The organism is Achromobacter colocynthidis (assembly GCF_057334535.1).
Genome location: NZ_JBHFIZ010000005.1, coordinates 187,731 through 204,506 on the forward strand (window position 1 = coordinate 187,731; position 16,776 = coordinate 204,506).

The window sequence follows — 16,776 nt, forward strand, 5'->3', positions numbered from 1 at the left end:
CCTCCCCGGCGCGCCGGGCACTATAAAGGTCATCGTATGCAAAAACGGGTTCCCGTTGCCCCGGATGCCGCCCACTGTTCCACGTGTATGTTGGGTCACGTGTGTGTGCCTGTGGGCATGGCCGCCGCCGAAGTGGAAAAGCTGGACGAACTGGTGCAAGAGCGCGTGCGCCTTGAAAAAGGCAAGATGCTGTATTCGCTGGATCATCCCCTTGACGCCGTCTATGGCGTGCGCTTTGGCAGCATCAAAACGCAACTGGAAGACGCCACCGGCCAGATCCAGATCACCGGTTTCCACCTGCCCGGCGAAATCGTCGGCATGGACGGCATGCTGGAAGGCAAGCACGTGTCGGCGGCCGTGGCGCTGGAAGACTCCGAGGTTTGCGTCATCCGCCTGAACGAAGTGGACCGCGTGGCCGCGCACCTGCCCTCGTTACAACAACAGTTCCGCCGCCTGATGAGCCGTGAAATCACGCGCTCGCATCAAATGCTGGCGTCGCTGGGGTCGATGCGCTCTGAACAGCGCCTGGCGGCTTTCCTGCTGAACCTGTCGCAGCGCTATGCCTCGCTGGGTTATTCGTCGACCGAGTTCGTGCTGCGCATGAGCCGCGAAGAAATCGGCAATTTCCTGGGCCTTACCCTTGAGACCGTCAGCCGATTGTTCTCTCGTTTTGCGCGCGAGGGCCTGATCAAGATCAATCAGCGCGAGGTCCGCATCCTGGACTTGCCCGCCCTGAAGCAACTGCTGGGCCAAGAGAGCTGCTGAACGCCCTTCGCGCCATGCGTTGCGCGCCCGCACCTTCCTTATTCCACGTAGGGCCTGGCGCCACGCGCCCGGCCCGTGGGCGTCGGCTGGACGCGGCGTTGGTGCTGACCGCTACACTGGCCGCGCTGCTGGCCCCCTGGGCCGTGCATGCCCAGACCCCACTGCCTCCACCGTACGACTACGACGAGCCCGTCCCCACGCCCCAGCGCGCCGCGCCCCTGCGATGGCAAACCGTGGAACTGGGCAAGCCAGGCCACCGCTACAACATGCCGGTCTACGCCAATCGCAACCTGGCCAAGGATGACCTGCGCGACATCAAGCAGATCGTGATCGTGGTGCACGGTGTCAAGCGGGATGCCGACAGCTACTTCGAGACCGTCGCGCAACTGCTCACGCACAACCCGGATCGGGCGCGCAACACGCTGATTCTGGCGCCGCGCTTCTCGGGCTCGATCGACTCCGGGTTTGGCGGCGTGGCGGCATGGCGTAAAGCCGACTGGGAAGACGGCGGCGAAAGCGTCAAGGCCAGCGGGCGGCCCGCCCCCGTCACGTCCTTCCAGGTGCTGGACGATCTGCTTGGCAGCCTGGATGACCGCAAGCGCCTGCCCACCCTGGCCGGCATCGTGCTGGCCGGCCATTCGGCGGGCGCGCAGTTGGTGCACCGCTACGCCATCCTGAACAATATCGACGGCACGCTGCGGCGCGACGGCCTGTCGCTGCGCTACGTGGTCGCCAACCCCTCGTCCTACCTGTACCTGAGCAACGAGCGGCCGCGTGCCGACGGCAAGGGCTACGCCCGCTACGAGCGCGGCATCTGCCCCACCTACAACCAATACAAGTACGGCACCGACAAGCTGCCCGCCTACGCGGGCGACACCGACGACAGCCGGCTGTTCGTGCGCTATGCCTCGCGCGAAGTCACCTATCTGTTGGGCGGCGCGGACAACAACCCCGAACACCGCCTGCTGGACAAGACCTGCGGCGCCGAGGCGCAGGGCGCCACCCGCCTGGCCCGTGGCACCGGCTACGTGCAATACGAACATGTGCTGGCCGCACGCGGCGCCAAGCCCGTGCCGCTGCATCACAGCAGCTTTGAAGTGGGCGGCGTGGGGCACGACAGCAAGCGCATGTTCGGCTCGGTCTGCGGCGCCCAGGCCCTGCTGGGCTTCGGCGCCCAGACGGGCGAGCGCGCAGCCGCCTGCGACATCATCAAGCCGCGCGGCAAATAGACCTAGGGAAATTCCTGACGTCATTGCCTTGACGCAGGCGTTGTGGCGGGCAGATACTTAACCTTATGGTTAACTTAAATGACGACACGCTGGATAGCGTCTTCTCCGCCCTGGCCGACGGCACCCGCCGCCGCGTGCTGGCGGACCTGGAACAAGGCACCGCGACGGTCAGCGAATTGGCGCGTCCGCACGCCATGTCGCTGCCGGCCTTCCTGAAGCACCTGCGCGTGCTGGAAGACGCGGGCCTGATCGCACGCGCCAAAGACGGCCGCGTAGTCAGTTGCACGTTATCGCCCCAACCCATGCAGGCGGCATCCGACTGGCTGGCGCGTTACGAGAAGTTCTGGACCGGCCAACTCGATTCGCTGGCCCGCTACCTGTATCACGACGAGGAGATCCACCCATGTCCACCGCCCCCAGCAACACCCCCGCCCCCGGCCCCGCCCAGGGCAACACCCCCATCGAGCTCCGGCTCACCCGACGCTTCACCGCCACCGCCGACCGGCTCTGGCGCGCGTGGACCGACCCGCAAGCGCTGATGAAATGGTTCGGCCCCGCCGGCACCCAGCGCGTGCTGCAGGCCGACACCGACGTGCGCGTGGGTGGCGCCTATCAAGTGGGCTTTGTGACCGAAGACGGCCAGGCGCATTACGCCAGCGGCGAATACCAGGAGGTCGAGCCGCAGCGCCGCCTGGTGTTCACCTGGGCATGGCGCGATACGCCGGACGACACTTCGCTGATCACCCTTGAATTCACCCCCGTGCAGGGCGGCACCGAGCTGGCCTTCCTGCAAACCCCGTTTGTCGACAAAGCCACCCGAGACGGCCACGAAACCGGCTGGGCGGGCGCCATGGACCGGCTCGCGGATCACCTGGCAAGCCCGGTCTGACTTGCCGCTTGCCCCACTGGCGGGGCGCACGGCCCGCCCCGTTGCGGGTCTCAGCGCCCGCCACTCAGGAGACGCACCATGCACACCGACCACGCCGTTGTATCCCGCCCGGAATGGGAAGCTGCCCGCGCAGCCCTGCTGGTCCGCGAGAAAGCCCTGACCCGCAGCCAGGACGCGCTGGCCCGCGACCGGCTCGCCCTGCCCTGGATGCGCGTTGAAAAGCGCTACCAGTTTCAAGGCGAACACGGGCCGCTGGGCCTGGCCGACCTGTTCGGCGGCAATAGCCAGTTGATCATCTATCACTTCATGTATGCGCCCGAATGGGACGAAGGCTGCGTGGGGTGTTCATTCCTGGCCGACCACCTGGACGCCGCGTTGGTGCACCTGCGCCATCATGACGTGACGGTGGTGGCTGTATCGCGCGCGCCGCTGGCCAAATTGAACGCGTTCAAGCGGCGCATGGGCTGGCGCTTTACGTGGCTGTCTTCCGAAGGGTCCGACTTCAATGGCGACATGCACGCATCGGTGCCCAACGCCGACGGCAGCATCGAAGACCGGCCCGGGGCCAGCGCCTTTGCCCGCGATCCCGACGGCAACATCTTCCTGACGTATTCCGCCTTTGAACGTGGCGTGGAAAGGTTGGCGGGCGCCTACAACTATCTGGACTTCGCCCCCTTGGGCCGCAATGAGAACGGCCCGAATTTCGACGTGACTGATTGGGTGCGCCATCATGACCGGTACGACCACGCAAACGCGAACTGCCACGCCTGCGGCTAAACGGCTGCGCGCGATCGGCGGGCCGTGGCTTGCCTGCGTGGCGGCCATGCTGATCGGCCTGCTGGTCGACACCCGCCACACGCCCGCCGCCTTGCTGGCCAGCGAATGCGGCGCGCCGGGCGGCTTGCTGGACATGGCGTGGCGGCACGCCATGCTGATGCCCGTGACCAGCGCCGCCATGGCGCTGGCCGCCCTGGCCCCCTGGCCCGCCGCGCCCCCGTTGACCGAACGTGTGCTTTGCGCCGGGATCATGGCCGTGGGCATGGGCCTGGGTGCAAGGTTGGGCGTGGTGACGGCGCGGGGCGCGGGCGCGCCGATATTTGCCGGCCTGGTGCTGGGCATGGCGGTGGGTATGGCGCTTGGGTCGGCGGCCGCGCTCTTACCTTTGGCCGCCACTGGCCGTGTTTAGCGGCGCGCCCCGGTCAGTGGGCGCTCCACCGGCTCGGCGGGCGCTATCGGCGCAGCTAGCGGCGCCTGAATCGTCAGCGCGGACGTGGCCTGCGCCACGCAGGGCAAGATCCAGCCCTCTTCCTTTTCATCCCGCGACAGCCCCGGCCATTCCACGGAATACGTCACGGAACCCTCCAGCATCAAGCACATACAGGCGCGGCAGGTACCGTTGCGGCAAGAGCTGGGCAGTTTGATACCGGCCGCCTGCGCCGCAAGCAGCACCGAACTGCCGGCGTCCGCGTCAAAACGCAGGCCGGCCGGTTCGATCAGAATGGAAAATGCGGCCATGACGACGAATGTGCGGACGACGCCTTAGCCGGCGTTGTCCTGCCAGTCCAGCTTCCAGGCGCCCGACAGCACATTCTGCATCCACAACACGCAGGTCAGCGTCTTGGCGTCGGTGACCTCGCCCTTGCTGCATGCGGCCAGAAGCTCGGCGGGGTCCGCGCTGATCACGTCCAGGAACTCGTCCTGATCCAACTGCCGAGGACCGGCGCGCAAGCCGCGCGCAAAGAAGATGTGGATGATCTCGGTGGAATAGGCGATGGCCAGGTGCAAGGCGCCGGCGTGCGCCCACTGGTCGGCGGTGTAGCCGGTTTCTTCAAGCAATTCGCGCTTGCCGCACACCAGCGGGTCTTCGCCCGGATCCAGCTTGCCCGCCGGAAACTCCGTCATGACGCGCCCGATGGGATAGCGAAACTGGCGTTCAAGCAACACCCTGCCGTCGTCCAGCAACGGGATCACCACGACAGCGCCCGGATGCACGATGTATTCGCGCGTTGCGGTGTTGCCGTTGGGCAGGCTGACGGTGTCGCGGCGAACCTTCAGGAAACTGCCTTCAAACGGCGCTTCGCGGGTCACCAGCGTTTCAACAAGATGCGTATCGCTTTCAGCGGATGGGCGGGTCATGACGGCGTCTTAGTCTCTTGAAACAGGCAGGCGGCAAGCCGCCCCGGGGCAAGCCTTGCAGCTTACCACCGCCGCTGGACGCCGCACGGCCGCTTGCCCGGCCGATGGCTCAATCGAACTTGCGTTTGGCGTCCAGCGCCAGGCCGGCGCCAATGCTGCCGAACAGGTCGCCTTCCACGCTACGCGCGCCCGGCACCAGCGCGGATACGGTTTCGCGCAAACGCGGCACACGGCTGGAACCGCCCGTGAAGAACACCGTGTCCACATCCGCGGTGGCCACGCCCGCATCACGCAGCAACGCGCCCACCGTGGTCTCGACCTTTTCGATCAAGCGGCCCACGCAGGCATCGAACGACGGGCGTGTCACGTCCACCGCCAATTCCGGCGCAATCCGCGACAGGTCGATGCGTGCCGACGGGTTTTCCGACAGCGCGATCTTGGCCTCTTCCACCTGCACCGCCACCCAGTGGCCGGCGCGCTGCTTCACCAGGTTGAGCAACAGGTCGATCTTGTCGCGGTCGCCGGCTTCGGCGCGAATATAGGCAAAGTGCTCAGCGGCCTTGCGGGTGTACGCCTGGTTGATGGTGTGCCAGCACGCCAGGTTGCCGTACTGCGTTGACGGCACATCCTTGCCGCTGCGCAACTGGCTGCCCAAGCCCAGCAGCGGCATGACGTGTGCCAGGCTCAACTGCTTGTCGAAGTCCACCCCACCAATGTGTACCCCGCCGTAAGCCAGGATGTCGTCCCGCCGATCTGCCTTGGCGGCGCGGCCCGGCCCCAGACGGATCAGGGAAAAGTCCGATGTACCCCCGCCGATGTCGATGACCAGCACCAACTCTTCGCGATCAATCTGCGATTCGTAGTCGAAGGCGGCAGCCAAGGGTTCAAACTGGAATTCGATATCGGTAAACCCCACGCTGCGCGCGATTTCGCCCAGCGTGTCTTGCGCGGTCTGGTCGGCGGCCGTGTTGTCATCGACGAAGAACACCGGTCGGCCCAGCACGGCCCGCGTGAAATCGCGGCCGGCGGCTGTTTCGGCGCGCCGCTTCAGTTCGGCGATGAAGCGGGTCAACAGCACACGAAACGGAATCGAACGCCCCTGGACTTCCGTGGACCCATCGATCAACGAACTGCCCAACAGGCTCTTCATCGACCGCATCAAGCGCCCGTCATAACCCGCCAGATAGTCGGAGATCGCGGCGCGGCCATAGCTGACCTCCGCGTCTTCATCGTGGAAAAAAATGGCCGACGGCAAGGTGGTCTTGCCGTCTTCCAGGGCGAGAAGCGCGCGCTGGTCGGGGCGGCTCCAGCCTACGGTGGAGTTGGACGTGCCGAAGTCGACGCCGCATGCGGTGGAGATCATGGAGAATTCTGGGGCTGAAAGCAAAACGGCGGACAAGTGTACTCGCTTCGCCGGGACGGGGGCGTCATGCGCGGTTCAAGCTCATCCGGCCCCTTCATTTGGTGCCTTCATTTGGTTCTCCTCATGGGGTTGCCCTGCTTCACTGCGAAGCTTGGGTTTGCGCCAGCCCCGGCCGTCATTTGGCCAGGATGATGGCCGCCCTCAGCCTTTCAACTCAGTTCTTCAATATGCCGTCCAGCGAATGCAGAACGATTTCCGTGGTGCTGCCCAGGCTTAGCGCAAAGGCCGCATAGACGCCCGCCAGCACAAGAACGGCGCTGACCCATGGGGTCCACCATGGCCATTGGCGGCCCACACGATAGCGGCGCGACGCGACGTTGGCGCTGGCATCGGTCAGGGTTTCCGGGGTTTCGCCGCGCAGCTCGCGCAACATGCGGTGCAGCTTCACGATGATGACCTGCAAGGCCTCGTTCTGGTTGTGCTGCAGCCCGTACTTGCCCTTGAAACCCAGGCACAGGCACAAGTACTTGAACTCGAGCACGTCGCGGTACCGGGGCGCGTCCATCATCATGCGCGACAGCACCGTGAAGAATTTCTCGCCGCCCCAGGTCTCGCTATGGTTGATGCTCAGCAACGAGCGCTCGGCCCATGGCGAATGCGCTCCCCACGCCGTTCCCATCACGGCCTCGTCGATGAAGGTACACAGCGCATAGCGGTAGGCCAGTTGCGTGGCGCCGTCATAGCCGTACTGGCGGATCTCTTCGGCAAGCGCTGAGATCTGGTCGCGCACGGTGGCGTACAGGTTTTGAATATCCTGGTATTCGGACAAGCCGCGTAGCCGGATCACCAGCCCGAACAGCGGCAGCGCGCCGTCCACCAGCGGGTTGTAGCCGTGCCCGCGCAACTGAAAGCCCAGGTCTTCGTCCCGGTCGATATGGCCGATCGTGTCAAAACCGATGCGCGCCTTGTCGATCACCTCGGCGGTGGTGCTGGTTCGGAGGAATTCGGATTCGACGCGCTCGGCGGTGGCGGGAGTATTCATGTCATTGGCTCCTGATGGCCCACAGTTGCAATTCCATCTCGGGGTAATCGCCGGCAATGTGCAGGCCGAAGCCGGCGGTATCCCGTAGCATTTGCCAAGACGGATGGCTGCGGTCGAATTGGAAATAGGTGAAGCCCGCATGGAACGGCAGATGGCGGGGCGCCACCGGCAGCGGCTGCAAGGGAATGCCGGGCAACTGCAGGCTGACGAGTTCGCCCAGCTTTTCCATCGAGGCCACCTTGGTTTGCTGCATGAACTGCTGGCGCAACCTGTCCAGTGGCATGCGCGCGCGCACGGCCAGCACAAAGTCCGCGTCGGCGTACAAGCTGCGGTCATGGACCGCCGCGGTCAACACGCCATATTGCTGGCGCTCGATGGGCAGCGACACCGCGCGCGGTTGCAGCACCGTACTGAGCGCGCGCCGCAAGGTGTCTTCAAGCATCCGGAACGACTGCCTGGGATCGTCGTGCTGGTAGGCCGGAAACTCTTGCGGCAAGCGCCCTTCTTCGGTAAACGTCACCAGCTCGCCGCAGGCCTGGCTGAAGGCGACGTATAGCTGTTCGGGGTGTACATGCCGCAGACGGGACAGGTGCGAAAACCACGGATGCAAGCGGTTCAACACCAACAGCAAGTTGAAGTCGGTTACGTCCGCCACACCCGCCTGGCCCGGTGATCCGATGCGTTCCGCGATGTTCTTCGCACGCTCGCGCATCAGGCCCGCGATCTCGCCCAGGTAGCGCTTGAGCGGCGGGATGGCGTTGAGCGACATGCCGGTGGGGTAGAAGGCGTCGTCCAGCAGCAGGCTGCCATCGGGCCGACGGTCCAGCAGCCGGCACAGCGCCACGCCCGTGAACGCGCTTCGGTCTTCGCGTTCAAGCGTCAGTTGCAGGTTGGGCGCGGCCAGGTCCATGGCCACGTAGTCGCCTTCCTGGCTGTGCGTGTCGCGCACTTCTTCGCTGCGCATCACGTAGCGCGCCTTGGCGTAGGTGTCCGGCCATTGCACTTCCAGCACCCCGTCCGACCGCAACGGCAGGGTCAGGTATACGGTCTGGTTGACGGAAGAGGTATCAGTGACGGCCAACGGCACGGGCGGCGGCTGGTCATTGGGAATGTCGAACACCGTGCCGTCCGGCATGACGCCGCGTGCACGCACGATGGCGATCTTGCCAAAGCTCAGGTATTCCTGGTTAAGCTCCAGCTCGGTCAAACCATAGAGATGTTCACTGACGCCGCCAATGCGCTGGTTGGCATGGTGTTCCAGGGCACGGGCTTGCTGCTGGAAATGCTGGGGTTTGACGAACAGCCCCTCGTTCCAGATGACGGGGTTGCGTGTAGTCATGGTTGGGATCTCGGTTGCGGCGGACGGTAGCTTTCATCGACGATGGCGACACGGTTGCCGTGCAGCGTCATCAGTAGTGCGTACCGGCGGCCATTGGGTTCCAGCCTGAACGCCTGCTTCCACACCGCGCCATTCTGATCATGGAAATCCGCCACGATCGCGACGTAGCGCGTGGCCTTGTCGATGCGGGCGAAGTCGATGAACTTGAACTGGCCGGGCTGAAGTACGTAATCGTCCTCGGTGATGTAGGTGCTGCCCAGCGCCTTCTTCAAGTCCTTGGCCAGTTGTTCCGGGTCAACGTTGAGCAGCAGCGAATCGTCTTTAAGCTGTAGCACCTTGAAGGCGATCGGCGTGGCGGCGCCGCGCGGCGGCGGCGCGGGTTCCGCGGGGGGCAGGCTGTGAGCACGGCTGTATTGGCCCAGCCCCAGGGACAGGCCCGATACCGGCCCTATGCCCGCCCCTTCCTGCGCGGATGTGGCAAGCGCACCTTGCGGCGAGGGCGCAGCCAGCCCGCCCCCCACGGGCAAGGGCACGCCCGAGTAACCTTGCTCAATCACCTGCGGACCCGACCCAAACTGCCGGCCGGGCAGGTAATCCGTGGACACGCCCAGCTTCAGCATCAAGTCCCGCATCACGATGGTGTCTTCGGCAGGCGGGGCCGGCTCCGGCGCGGCCGGATCGCGCAAGATCGTCGACGGCCCCGTGTCCACCCGCCGCAGGGGATGCAGGGATGGGCGCCCGTCTTCAAGCTCTTCCAACAACCCGCGCAGGCTCTCGATCAAATCCTGGCGATCATCGCTTTTCAGTCTGACCTCGTAGGGACCCGCTTCGCGGTTGGATGCCGTGGCGGCGCTGGTGGCGGCTTCGTCGTCGTCGGGCATGCTGGCGGGGTTGGGGTTGACGTCTGGCGCCGCGTACAGGCTCAAACCCACCTGTGAGGGGTGCTCGTCGGGCGGCCCGATCGGGATGGAAGGATCCATCAGGATCTGGCCGGTCTTGGTCAGCACGTCGCCCACCGACCCGCAAGCAGCCAGCAAAGACGTCAACAGCAGCAGGGGCACAATCCGCTTCATTCGGCCTCCGCCCGCAACACCCGGTCGTAGGCTTGTTCGAATACGTCCCAGAACAGCTTTTCAAAGCCGCGTTGGCGCGTCGAGGCCAACTCTTCGTAGTAGTGCGTGTACATCTGCCAGGCCCTGTCGTTGGCATTGGCCGCCGCATTGCCATTGGCGTCCGCCTGCGGCTCGTGCTCGGGTCGGTAGCGTTCAAAGCGTTGCAGCAGCAAAGCGGGCGACAGGCTGCGCAACACCGCCTGCAGGCCCGCTTCAATGGCCTGCGTCACCGCGCCGTGATGCGCGCGCAGTTGGGCCAGGCTTTCATCCATGGCGGCCTTGGGCGACAAATGCACCACGCTGCGGTCACTGGCGAACATCGCTCGCACCGTTTCGGGGTAAGCCAAACCCAGCCGCAGCGGATTGTCTTCAATGGGTTGCAAGTTGCGCCCCAACAGTCGACGTGGTTGCGCGTCGCCGCCGTGCGCCGTATAGACGTCGGCAATGCCCTTGATCGCCGCATTCAACGCCTGCCCGGCTTCACGCAACAACGCCTGCCCCGCTTGCGCATCCAAGGGGCCCAAGGGCACTTCAAGGCCCTGCATCAATAGCTCGGTCGCCTCGCTCGGGTCGCCGACCATGGCTTGCCTGTTGTTCAAGCGATACGCAAGGGTCGACGGGTTTCCAGCTGACTTCGGCATGGGGGATACTCCGGAAAATGGCAGGGGCGAACCGGTAACGGCTTCGAATCGGGTCGTGGCTAGATCGGCCTGGGTGGGCGCGGCGGCACCACCGCGCCGCACGTCCCAAGGCTCCATCAAGACGGGCGCGTGCGCGGCGGCCCGCTCCGCCTCATCCAGTGCGCGCAAGGGGTCGTTGTCGGCACGCGCATCGAACGGTGCGCTCAGCGCCATGAAATCGCGGTCCGACGCAAGGGGCGTAGCGTCAGCGTCAAAGACGTAGGATCCGGCCGGCAAGCCGTCATGGCCGCCCGACTCCCCTACCAGCAATTCATCCAGCTCGTACTGCGCCAGATGGCGAGAGGCATCAAGCTGTTCCTGGTGCGGGCTGTCCAGATGCACGGTCACGTGGAACGGGCCGATGTGCAGGACATCGCCTTCGCGCAGCCGGGCGCCAACCATTTTTCCCAGCGGGGCATTGGCGTCGTTCATGCGGGTCAAGCCGCTGCGGTCCACCACGCAGAAGGCGGCATCCTCGTAGACGATTTCGCTGTGTATGGACTCAACCCGCCCCGCTTTGTCGGTCAGCATCCAGTTGGCCCCTTGGCCGCCGATGGTGCCTCCCGCGGGGGTGAAACTGTGGCGCGGCGTGCTGCCGTGCTCGAGCGCGCCGGGGTTGGCGACGACGAGCGCCAAGCGTGGCACAGGCCGTGGCTGCGACGAGGTATGGGTTGGTGAAAGGGGTGGTGGAGCGTCGGTATAGGTCATAGACGGGCCTTGATGCGGACAGTGAATGGCCGGCGCACCGCCGTGTGCTGGACAAAGCTGGTCCAGCCCAGGTGGGCGCCGGTATCGCGACCCAGGTTGAAGGGCGGCACCTGGTCGTGCCGCAGACCCAGCTCCAGGTCGTAGGCGGCCGGGTCGCGCAGCAGGAAGTCGATCAGCTTGCGCAGTCTTTCGTAGTTTTCGCCGCTGGGCAGGAACTCGCGGAATCGGGCTTGATCCAGGTTGCCGATAACAATGGAGAACTTGCTGTAGCGCGTGCGGACTCGCGCACCGACCACGAAGCTGTCGCCCAGCACGCCATTACGGCGCCCCAGGCGCAACCGCTGGCCAGACGCCACATGCATGTAGCGCAGCTCGAACTCCCGCACCCTCACCTGCTTCAAGTCAAAGCAATGCGCAACGATGCCCGCCACCACCTGCGGCGATCGGCTGCGGCTGGCGATCACGCCGGCATAGCTCAGCAGGCGGCTCCAGGGTATGGGGGTTGCGCCGCGCAACTCGACGTCCCCCAAGCCCACCATCGAAAACACATAGCGCGAGAAGCGGTCGTGCGCCTCGCGGCGAAAGCGCACGTAATAGCGGTACTTGCGCCAGGCCTGATGCAACAGCGTCAGTAAGCGGTGGTTGAAGAAGTCCAGGAAGGCCGGGCGTATGCCCACGCCTTGGCCGTACTCATAGGCCAGGCGGTCCAGGTAATGGCCGGGTAGCGGGGAATCCGGGCCATGCAGGCCAAAGAACGTGGCCTGTACGTGGTAGTCGGTGCGCGCGCCGGCCGGCATGCGCTCGGCCAAGGCCACGTCGGACGCGGGAAACCCCAGGCCGGCATAGCTGCTCAGGCGTACACGCTGGCGCTCGGGCTCGTGGCTATCCCGCGCTTCCAGGTCGTCGTCGTGCAGGCCGTGCAGTTGCTCCAGCAACCTGAAGAAGTCGTAGTTCTTCGCATCGGCCAGCAAGCGGTCCGCTAGATCAGCGGTTGTTTTCCGGTCTGCAATGGCCATTCGTAGTGCTCGTTGTTACCGGTATTGGTGGCTTCCAGCAAGTGGAAGGAATTGATGCTGGCGTACAGCGCAAAGAAGTGGCTCAGCACCGTGCCGAACAGATACAGATCGCCTTCGCACAGGAACGCGGACGGGTCCAATTTCAGTTGTGTCTTCAGGCCACGGATCGGCAGGCCCTTCATCAAGAGATCCGTTGGCTGCGTAACGGCATCGCCGATGCCGTCCAGGCGTTTGCTGCCGGCACGCGCATGCTGGATGTCGTGCAGCGCCGCGAAGTCATAGGCGCGCAACACGGCCTTCAGCGGTTCAGTCGACAACAAGGACAAATAGTTCAGCGACAGGTTGGAGATCAACGTCCACTGCAACGCGCCGTCCAGCACCGGGCGATAAGGCGGCGTCGGACGCACGATGTTGCTGTACGTGGCAAAGGTGGGCGTGGTCTGCGTTTGCACGCAGATGTCGCCCACGCCCAGCGCCAGGGGCAAGTCGCGGTTGGTGCAGGTCAGCGCTAGCGATACGGTTTCGTCTTCGTCGATGTAATCGGTTTCGTCACCGCGAATGAAGGCGATCCGATGCGCCACGCCATCTTCGCCAACCGCGTTCTCGATCCGGCTTCGGTAGTACAGCGCGTGGCGGCCGCGCGCATGCTCGATCTCGTGTTGCAACGATTCAAAGGGGTGGAAGGTCCGCAGGAAGCGGCCCCGCTGCCCCTCCGCGATCCGCTGCCAACCGGTGACTTCGTCAATGCTGAAGATCTCGCAGGCGTCGCCGCGATAGCCGCCCGGTAGCAGCCGCTGATCCACGGCTCGTCCGTTCAGGTTGATGGGTTCGGCGTCCTGCTCGAACAGGTTGACCGCCGGCGCGCAGTACAACGCCAGATCGCCAATGCGCAGACGTATGTCGGCGGGCATGGGGCGGTTGAAATGGAATTCAAAGCGCACGCCCTGGGTGGTTGCTTCGGGCCACAACGAGCGCAGGCCGCTCAGGCTGAAGAACAGGAAGCGGCGCGGAAAAATGAAGTACTCCTGAAGGATCCGATAGCCGTCGAACACATTCTTCGGATACGGAAGCAGCGATTCTTCAGGCGAAAACCCGGGAAACGTCACCTGGCGTGGGGCAATAATGCGTGTCTGCCCGTGAGCCTCCAGCCGGATCTCACCCAGATAGCGCGATAGCCATAGATACAGCGTCATGGCGGTGGTGTCGTCGCCGCTCAGGTGGAAGTCCAGCTTGTCGCAGTCGAAAGAGTCGATGGCGTTGCCGGCCAACGGCGCAAGGTCGATGCGCATGATGGACTTTTCGCGCGTGTGCGCGTCACTCACGTCCACGATCTCCAGCGGGTAGATCACCACGTCCGTGCTGGTGCGAAATTCGCACCGGGTTCCGTCGACAGGCAAGGAATGCACGCGCGTGCCCTTGGGTATGACTTGCCGCGTCGTGATGGCCCGTTCAACGGGGTCGAAGCGCATGATGGTTGCGCTGGGCAAGGGCCGCAAATAATTCGGCCAAAGCAGTTGCAGCAGCGAATGCGTCAGTTCGGGAAGGTCATCTTCAATCTTCAGGCGCAACTTGGCCGTCAGGAACGCAAAGCCTTCAAGCAGCCTTTCCACGTCGGGGTCGGCCGCCTCGTCACCCAGAAACTGCGACAACTGCGGATTGTCGCGAGCAAACTCGCGCCCTAGCCGCCGAAGGTAGTCGATCTCTTCGCGGAACTTTCCTCGCAACGGCATGTTTTCCCGTCTCCGTGGCACCGGGGTCAAACGACCCGGGTATACCGGTCTTGATGGTGAATCACCAGATCTATCTCTACCTGCTCTTCCTGATTGAAGACAGGCACCAGGCACTCCAGCCTGAAGTTCAAGCTAAGCGGCTGCGCGGGGTCAGGCCGCGAATGCACGCTCAAGACCTTGACCCGGGGCTCGTACGCGGCCACCGATGCGCGGATGTCCTGGCTGACGTGCAGCAGCAAGTCGGCGCTGCCCATCGCCGCATCGTTGAAATCGTGCAGGCCCAGGCCGGGGCTGCTCATCGAGCAGCCCCGCCGGCTATTCAAGATGCGTTCCAGGTGGCGCTTGATCGCGTGGATGCGTTCGGCCGCCAGCTCGTGCCGGCTACGGGTGCGCCGGGGCGCGGCGTCCGGGACCAGCCGTTCGAACAAACTGCCTTGTCCCCGCGACCTGGGCATCTTGGGGGCTCCTTATTCCTTGTCGAGCCGACCGACAAGCGACAGTTCGAAGTTGGCGCCCATGTACTTGAAGTGCGGACGCACGGCCAGCGACACCTGGTACCAGCCGGGATTGCCCTCAACGTCTTGCACCATGACCTTGGCGGCACGCAGCGGACGGCGGCTGCGCACGTCGGCCGACGGGCTTTCCTGGTCAGCGATGTACTGCCTGAGCCACGTGTTCAACTCGCGCTCGAGATCCTGGCGTTCCTTCCAGCTGCCGATCTGCTCGCGCTGCAAGACTTTCAGGTAGTGCGCCAGGCGGTTGACGATGAACATGTACGGCAGTTGCGTGCCCAGCTTGAAGTTGGTCTGCGCGGCCTGGCCTTCGGGGGTCTTCTGGAACAGTTTGGGCTTTTGCACCGAGTTGGCCGAGAAGAACGCGGCGTTGTCGCTGTCCTTGCGCATGGTCAGCGCGATGAAGCCTTCTTCAGCAAGCTCGAATTCCTTGCGATCCGATATCAGCACTTCGGTCGGAATCTTTGCCTGTAGCTGCCCCAGCGATTCGTACAGGTGCACGGGCAGGTCATCCACCGCACCACCCGACTGAGGCCCGATGATGTTGGGGCACCAGCGGTACTTGGCGAAGCTGTCAGTGATGCGGCTGGCCAGCAGATACGAAGTATTGCCCCACAGATAGTTCTCGTGGGCGCCGTCGATCGTCTCGCGGTAGTTGAAACTGGTGACGGGATTTTCCAGGGGATCGTAAGGCTGGCGCAGCAGAAAGCGCGGCATCGTCAGGCCCAGATAGCGCGCGTCTTCGGATTCGCGCAAACCCCGCCACTTGGTGAAGCGCGGGCCTTCGAAGATATCGCGCACTTCCTTCAGGTTGGGGAGTTCCTGGAAGCTCTTGATGTTCAGGAATTCAGCCCCGGCCGCGGCCAGGAACGGTGCGTGCGACATCGCCCCCACGGAAGCCACGTAGGCCAGCAGTTTGATGTCGGGCGAAGACGGCCCAAACGTGTAGTTGCTGACAATGGTGGCAACCGGTTCGCCTCCAAACTGGCCATAGCCCGCCGTGTACACCTGCTTGTAGAGGCCGCTGCGCGTGATGTCGCCCGCGGTCTCGAAGTCTTCCAGCATCTCTTGCTTGGTGACGTGAAGGATCTCGATCTTGATGTTCTCGCGGAAGTCCGTGCGATCCACCAGCAACTTCAAGCCACGCCAGGCGGACTCCAGCTCCTGCAACGGCGGTTGATGCAAGATCGCGTCCATTTGCAGACCGAGCTTGCGATCGATCTGCGCAATCATCTGGTCCACCAGTTGCTTGTTGACCTGCTGTTGCGGTTCCTGGGTTCGGAGTATTTCCGAAATGAACGCAGCGACGCCGCGTTCGGCCACCGCATAACCCTCGTGATTGGGTTCAATGCGGGTCTGGGCCATGATCTGCTCCAGCAACCCGATCGTCTGTTTATCTTCCAATTTGGCGGCGGCTTGGGCCTTCATGCTCGTATCCTTTTATTGCGGGTTGGCATTGCGAATGGGGTCACGGCTCAGGCGGCCGGCTTGTCCAACACAAGGTTCAATTCCTTGGCCAGCGCGACGCGCGCCTTGTCATCGGCCAGCAGCGTTTGCAGTTGCTTGCGAAACGCCGGCACGTTGCCCAGCGGGCCCTTCAACGCCACCAGCGCTTCGCGCAGTTCCAGCAGCTTGTTCAGTTCGGGCACCTGGCGCGCAATGGCATCGGGTGCGAAATCGTTCATGCGCCTGAAGCTCAACGACACGTTCAGCGTGTCGTCTTCCTGACCGGTCTCGCCAAGGCGCGACGGCACTTCCATCGTCAAGGCCAATCCGGCTTCGGCAATCACGTCATCGAAGTTGTCTTTGTCGATACGCACCGCCTGGCGCTCTTCCAGCGCGGTTTCCTCACTGTGGCCTTTGAAGTCCCCCGTGACCAACATCTTCAAGGGCAGTTCGATCTCGGCTTGCTGGTCGCCAGTGGCGGGAACGTACTTGATGTTGATGCGTTCCGGCGGGGCGACGGAGACCATTTTCTTCGACATGAAAGCTCCTGTTGTAAATCGGGAGAAGCCGCTCAGGGCAACCGCGATAAGTGGTGCAACGATGCTAAGAGGGCTGGCTGAGCGGTCGCAATAGGAGGAATTCGAAAACGGCAAAACATTTGTGAACGCACGCGATTGATCCACGTATTTGCCGCAATTCAAGCCGCTTTCTGATTCCTCCTATGGATAAAAACGACGTGGCATGGTCTCGTTGCGGATTACCACTTTGTTCGAAGTGTGCGACTCATGATCCGAATTGAGCTTTCTTCC

Annotated in this window: 18 protein-coding genes; 6 read left to right on the forward strand and 12 right to left on the reverse strand. The window is 63.9% G+C overall.

Translation table 11 applies throughout. From position 1 onward, the window contains the following. The first annotated feature begins 36 nt into the window (after positions 1-36). The 6 genes from ACE04A_RS02615 (at position 37) to ACE04A_RS02640 (ending at position 4,069) form a co-directional block, all read left to right on the forward strand. Positions 37-765: a helix-turn-helix domain-containing protein gene (locus tag ACE04A_RS02615; protein WP_100856408.1), complete on the forward strand. Its 729-nt coding sequence runs from the start codon at positions 37-39 to the stop codon at positions 763-765. A 14-nt stretch (positions 766-779) separates the two neighbouring features. Continuing rightward, positions 780-1,994, forward strand: a complete 1,215-nt coding sequence (locus ACE04A_RS02620; RefSeq protein ID WP_438858818.1) for a hypothetical protein — start codon at positions 780-782, stop codon at positions 1,992-1,994. Between the two features lie 65 nt (positions 1,995-2,059). Further along, positions 2,060-2,533: an ArsR/SmtB family transcription factor gene (locus tag ACE04A_RS02625; RefSeq protein ID WP_259246202.1), complete on the forward strand. Its 474-nt coding sequence runs from the start codon at positions 2,060-2,062 to the stop codon at positions 2,531-2,533. Continuing rightward, a complete protein-coding gene (locus ACE04A_RS02630; protein ID WP_448716117.1) occupies positions 2,455-2,883 on the forward strand; it encodes an SRPBCC family protein in 429 nt (142 codons plus the stop codon). The genes ACE04A_RS02625 and ACE04A_RS02630 overlap by 79 nt, the downstream gene beginning before the upstream one ends. A 78-nt stretch (positions 2,884-2,961) precedes the next feature. Continuing rightward, positions 2,962-3,660 (forward strand): DUF899 domain-containing protein, encoded by a 699-nt coding sequence (locus ACE04A_RS02635; protein WP_279996380.1) that lies wholly within the window; start codon positions 2,962-2,964, stop codon positions 3,658-3,660. Next, positions 3,614-4,069, forward strand: coding sequence for a hypothetical protein (locus ACE04A_RS02640; RefSeq protein WP_485819831.1), 456 nt, complete (start codon positions 3,614-3,616; stop codon positions 4,067-4,069). Before ACE04A_RS02635 ends, ACE04A_RS02640 begins: the two co-directional genes overlap by 47 nt. Here ACE04A_RS02640 and ACE04A_RS02645 read toward each other — a convergent pair. The 12 genes from ACE04A_RS02645 to tssB form a co-directional block, all read right to left on the reverse strand. After that, on the reverse strand, positions 4,066-4,398 hold the full coding sequence (locus tag ACE04A_RS02645) for a 2Fe-2S iron-sulfur cluster-binding protein (protein WP_279996382.1): 333 nt from the start codon (positions 4,396-4,398) through the stop codon (positions 4,066-4,068). The genes ACE04A_RS02640 and ACE04A_RS02645 overlap by 4 nt on opposite strands. Positions 4,399-4,422: 24 nt before the next feature. Continuing rightward, entirely contained in the window at positions 4,423-5,019 is a 597-nt protein-coding gene (locus tag ACE04A_RS02650; protein WP_259246197.1) for an NUDIX domain-containing protein, read from the reverse strand. 109 nt (positions 5,020-5,128) lie between these two features. Further along, complete coding sequence (locus tag ACE04A_RS02655) at positions 5,129-6,382, reverse strand: Hsp70 family protein (RefSeq protein WP_259246196.1); 1,254 nt, start codon at positions 6,380-6,382, stop codon at positions 5,129-5,131. A gap of 214 nt (positions 6,383-6,596) precedes the next feature. Next, on the reverse strand, positions 6,597-7,424 hold the full coding sequence (icmH, locus tag ACE04A_RS02660) for a type IVB secretion system protein IcmH/DotU (RefSeq protein WP_448715933.1): 828 nt from the start codon (positions 7,422-7,424) through the stop codon (positions 6,597-6,599). Between the two features lies 1 nt (position 7,425). After that, positions 7,426-8,763 (reverse strand): type VI secretion system baseplate subunit TssK, encoded by a 1,338-nt coding sequence (gene tssK, locus ACE04A_RS02665; protein WP_259246194.1) that lies wholly within the window; start codon positions 8,761-8,763, stop codon positions 7,426-7,428. Then, a complete protein-coding gene (gene tssJ, locus ACE04A_RS02670) occupies positions 8,760-9,836 on the reverse strand; it encodes a type VI secretion system lipoprotein TssJ (protein WP_485819832.1) in 1,077 nt (358 codons plus the stop codon). Before tssJ ends, tssK begins: the two co-directional genes overlap by 4 nt. Then, positions 9,833-11,191: a type VI secretion system-associated FHA domain protein TagH gene (tagH, locus tag ACE04A_RS02675; protein WP_485819833.1), complete on the reverse strand. Its 1,359-nt coding sequence runs from the start codon at positions 11,189-11,191 to the stop codon at positions 9,833-9,835. The genes tssJ and tagH overlap by 4 nt, the downstream gene beginning before the upstream one ends. A 68-nt stretch (positions 11,192-11,259) precedes the next feature. Further along, the gene (gene tssG, locus ACE04A_RS02680; protein WP_279996389.1) at positions 11,260-12,279 is read right to left on the reverse strand and encodes a type VI secretion system baseplate subunit TssG; all 1,020 of its coding nucleotides are present in this window, start codon (positions 12,277-12,279) and stop codon (positions 11,260-11,262) included. Next, the gene (gene tssF / locus ACE04A_RS02685) at positions 12,243-14,009 is read right to left on the reverse strand and encodes a type VI secretion system baseplate subunit TssF (RefSeq protein ID WP_485819834.1); all 1,767 of its coding nucleotides are present in this window, start codon (positions 14,007-14,009) and stop codon (positions 12,243-12,245) included. Before tssF ends, tssG begins: the two co-directional genes overlap by 37 nt. 26 nt (positions 14,010-14,035) lie before the next feature. After that, the gene (gene tssE / locus ACE04A_RS02690) at positions 14,036-14,464 is read right to left on the reverse strand and encodes a type VI secretion system baseplate subunit TssE (RefSeq protein WP_259246189.1); all 429 of its coding nucleotides are present in this window, start codon (positions 14,462-14,464) and stop codon (positions 14,036-14,038) included. Positions 14,465-14,476: 12 nt separating this feature from the next. Then, positions 14,477-15,949, reverse strand: coding sequence for a type VI secretion system contractile sheath large subunit (gene tssC, locus ACE04A_RS02695; RefSeq protein WP_259246187.1), 1,473 nt, complete (start codon positions 15,947-15,949; stop codon positions 14,477-14,479). A 47-nt stretch (positions 15,950-15,996) separates the two neighbouring features. Then, positions 15,997-16,506, reverse strand: a complete 510-nt coding sequence (gene tssB / locus ACE04A_RS02700) for a type VI secretion system contractile sheath small subunit (protein WP_448715928.1) — start codon at positions 16,504-16,506, stop codon at positions 15,997-15,999. Positions 16,507-16,776: the final 270 nt, after the last annotated feature.

Bases quoted from the DNA above. Each gene is read 5' to 3' on its own strand.
- ACE04A_RS02620 (WP_438858818.1), top strand. From the start codon at position 780: ATGCGTTGCGCGCCCGCACCTTCCTTATTCCACGTAGGGCCTGGCGCC.
- icmH (WP_448715933.1), bottom strand. From the start codon at position 7,424: ATGAATACTCCCGCCACCGCCGAGCGCGTCGAATCCGAATTCCTCCGA.
- tssE (WP_259246189.1), bottom strand. From the start codon at position 14,464: ATGCCCAGGTCGCGGGGACAAGGCAGTTTGTTCGAACGGCTGGTCCCG.
- ACE04A_RS02645 (WP_279996382.1), bottom strand. From the start codon at position 4,398: ATGGCCGCATTTTCCATTCTGATCGAACCGGCCGGCCTGCGTTTTGAC.
- tssJ (WP_485819832.1), bottom strand. From the start codon at position 9,836: ATGAAGCGGATTGTGCCCCTGCTGCTGTTGACGTCTTTGCTGGCTGCT.
- ACE04A_RS02625 (WP_259246202.1), top strand. From the start codon at position 2,060: ATGGTTAACTTAAATGACGACACGCTGGATAGCGTCTTCTCCGCCCTG.
- ACE04A_RS02640 (WP_485819831.1), top strand. From the start codon at position 3,614: ATGACCGGTACGACCACGCAAACGCGAACTGCCACGCCTGCGGCTAAA.
- ACE04A_RS02650 (WP_259246197.1), bottom strand. From the start codon at position 5,019: ATGACCCGCCCATCCGCTGAAAGCGATACGCATCTTGTTGAAACGCTG.
- tssF (WP_485819834.1), bottom strand. From the start codon at position 14,009: ATGCCGTTGCGAGGAAAGTTCCGCGAAGAGATCGACTACCTTCGGCGG.
- tssB (WP_448715928.1), bottom strand. From the start codon at position 16,506: ATGTCGAAGAAAATGGTCTCCGTCGCCCCGCCGGAACGCATCAACATC.
- ACE04A_RS02615 (WP_100856408.1), top strand. From the start codon at position 37: ATGCAAAAACGGGTTCCCGTTGCCCCGGATGCCGCCCACTGTTCCACG.
- ACE04A_RS02635 (WP_279996380.1), top strand. From the start codon at position 2,962: ATGCACACCGACCACGCCGTTGTATCCCGCCCGGAATGGGAAGCTGCC.
- tssG (WP_279996389.1), bottom strand. From the start codon at position 12,279: ATGGCCATTGCAGACCGGAAAACAACCGCTGATCTAGCGGACCGCTTG.
- ACE04A_RS02655 (WP_259246196.1), bottom strand. From the start codon at position 6,382: ATGATCTCCACCGCATGCGGCGTCGACTTCGGCACGTCCAACTCCACC.
- tssC (WP_259246187.1), bottom strand. From the start codon at position 15,949: ATGAAGGCCCAAGCCGCCGCCAAATTGGAAGATAAACAGACGATCGGG.
- tssK (WP_259246194.1), bottom strand. From the start codon at position 8,763: ATGACTACACGCAACCCCGTCATCTGGAACGAGGGGCTGTTCGTCAAA.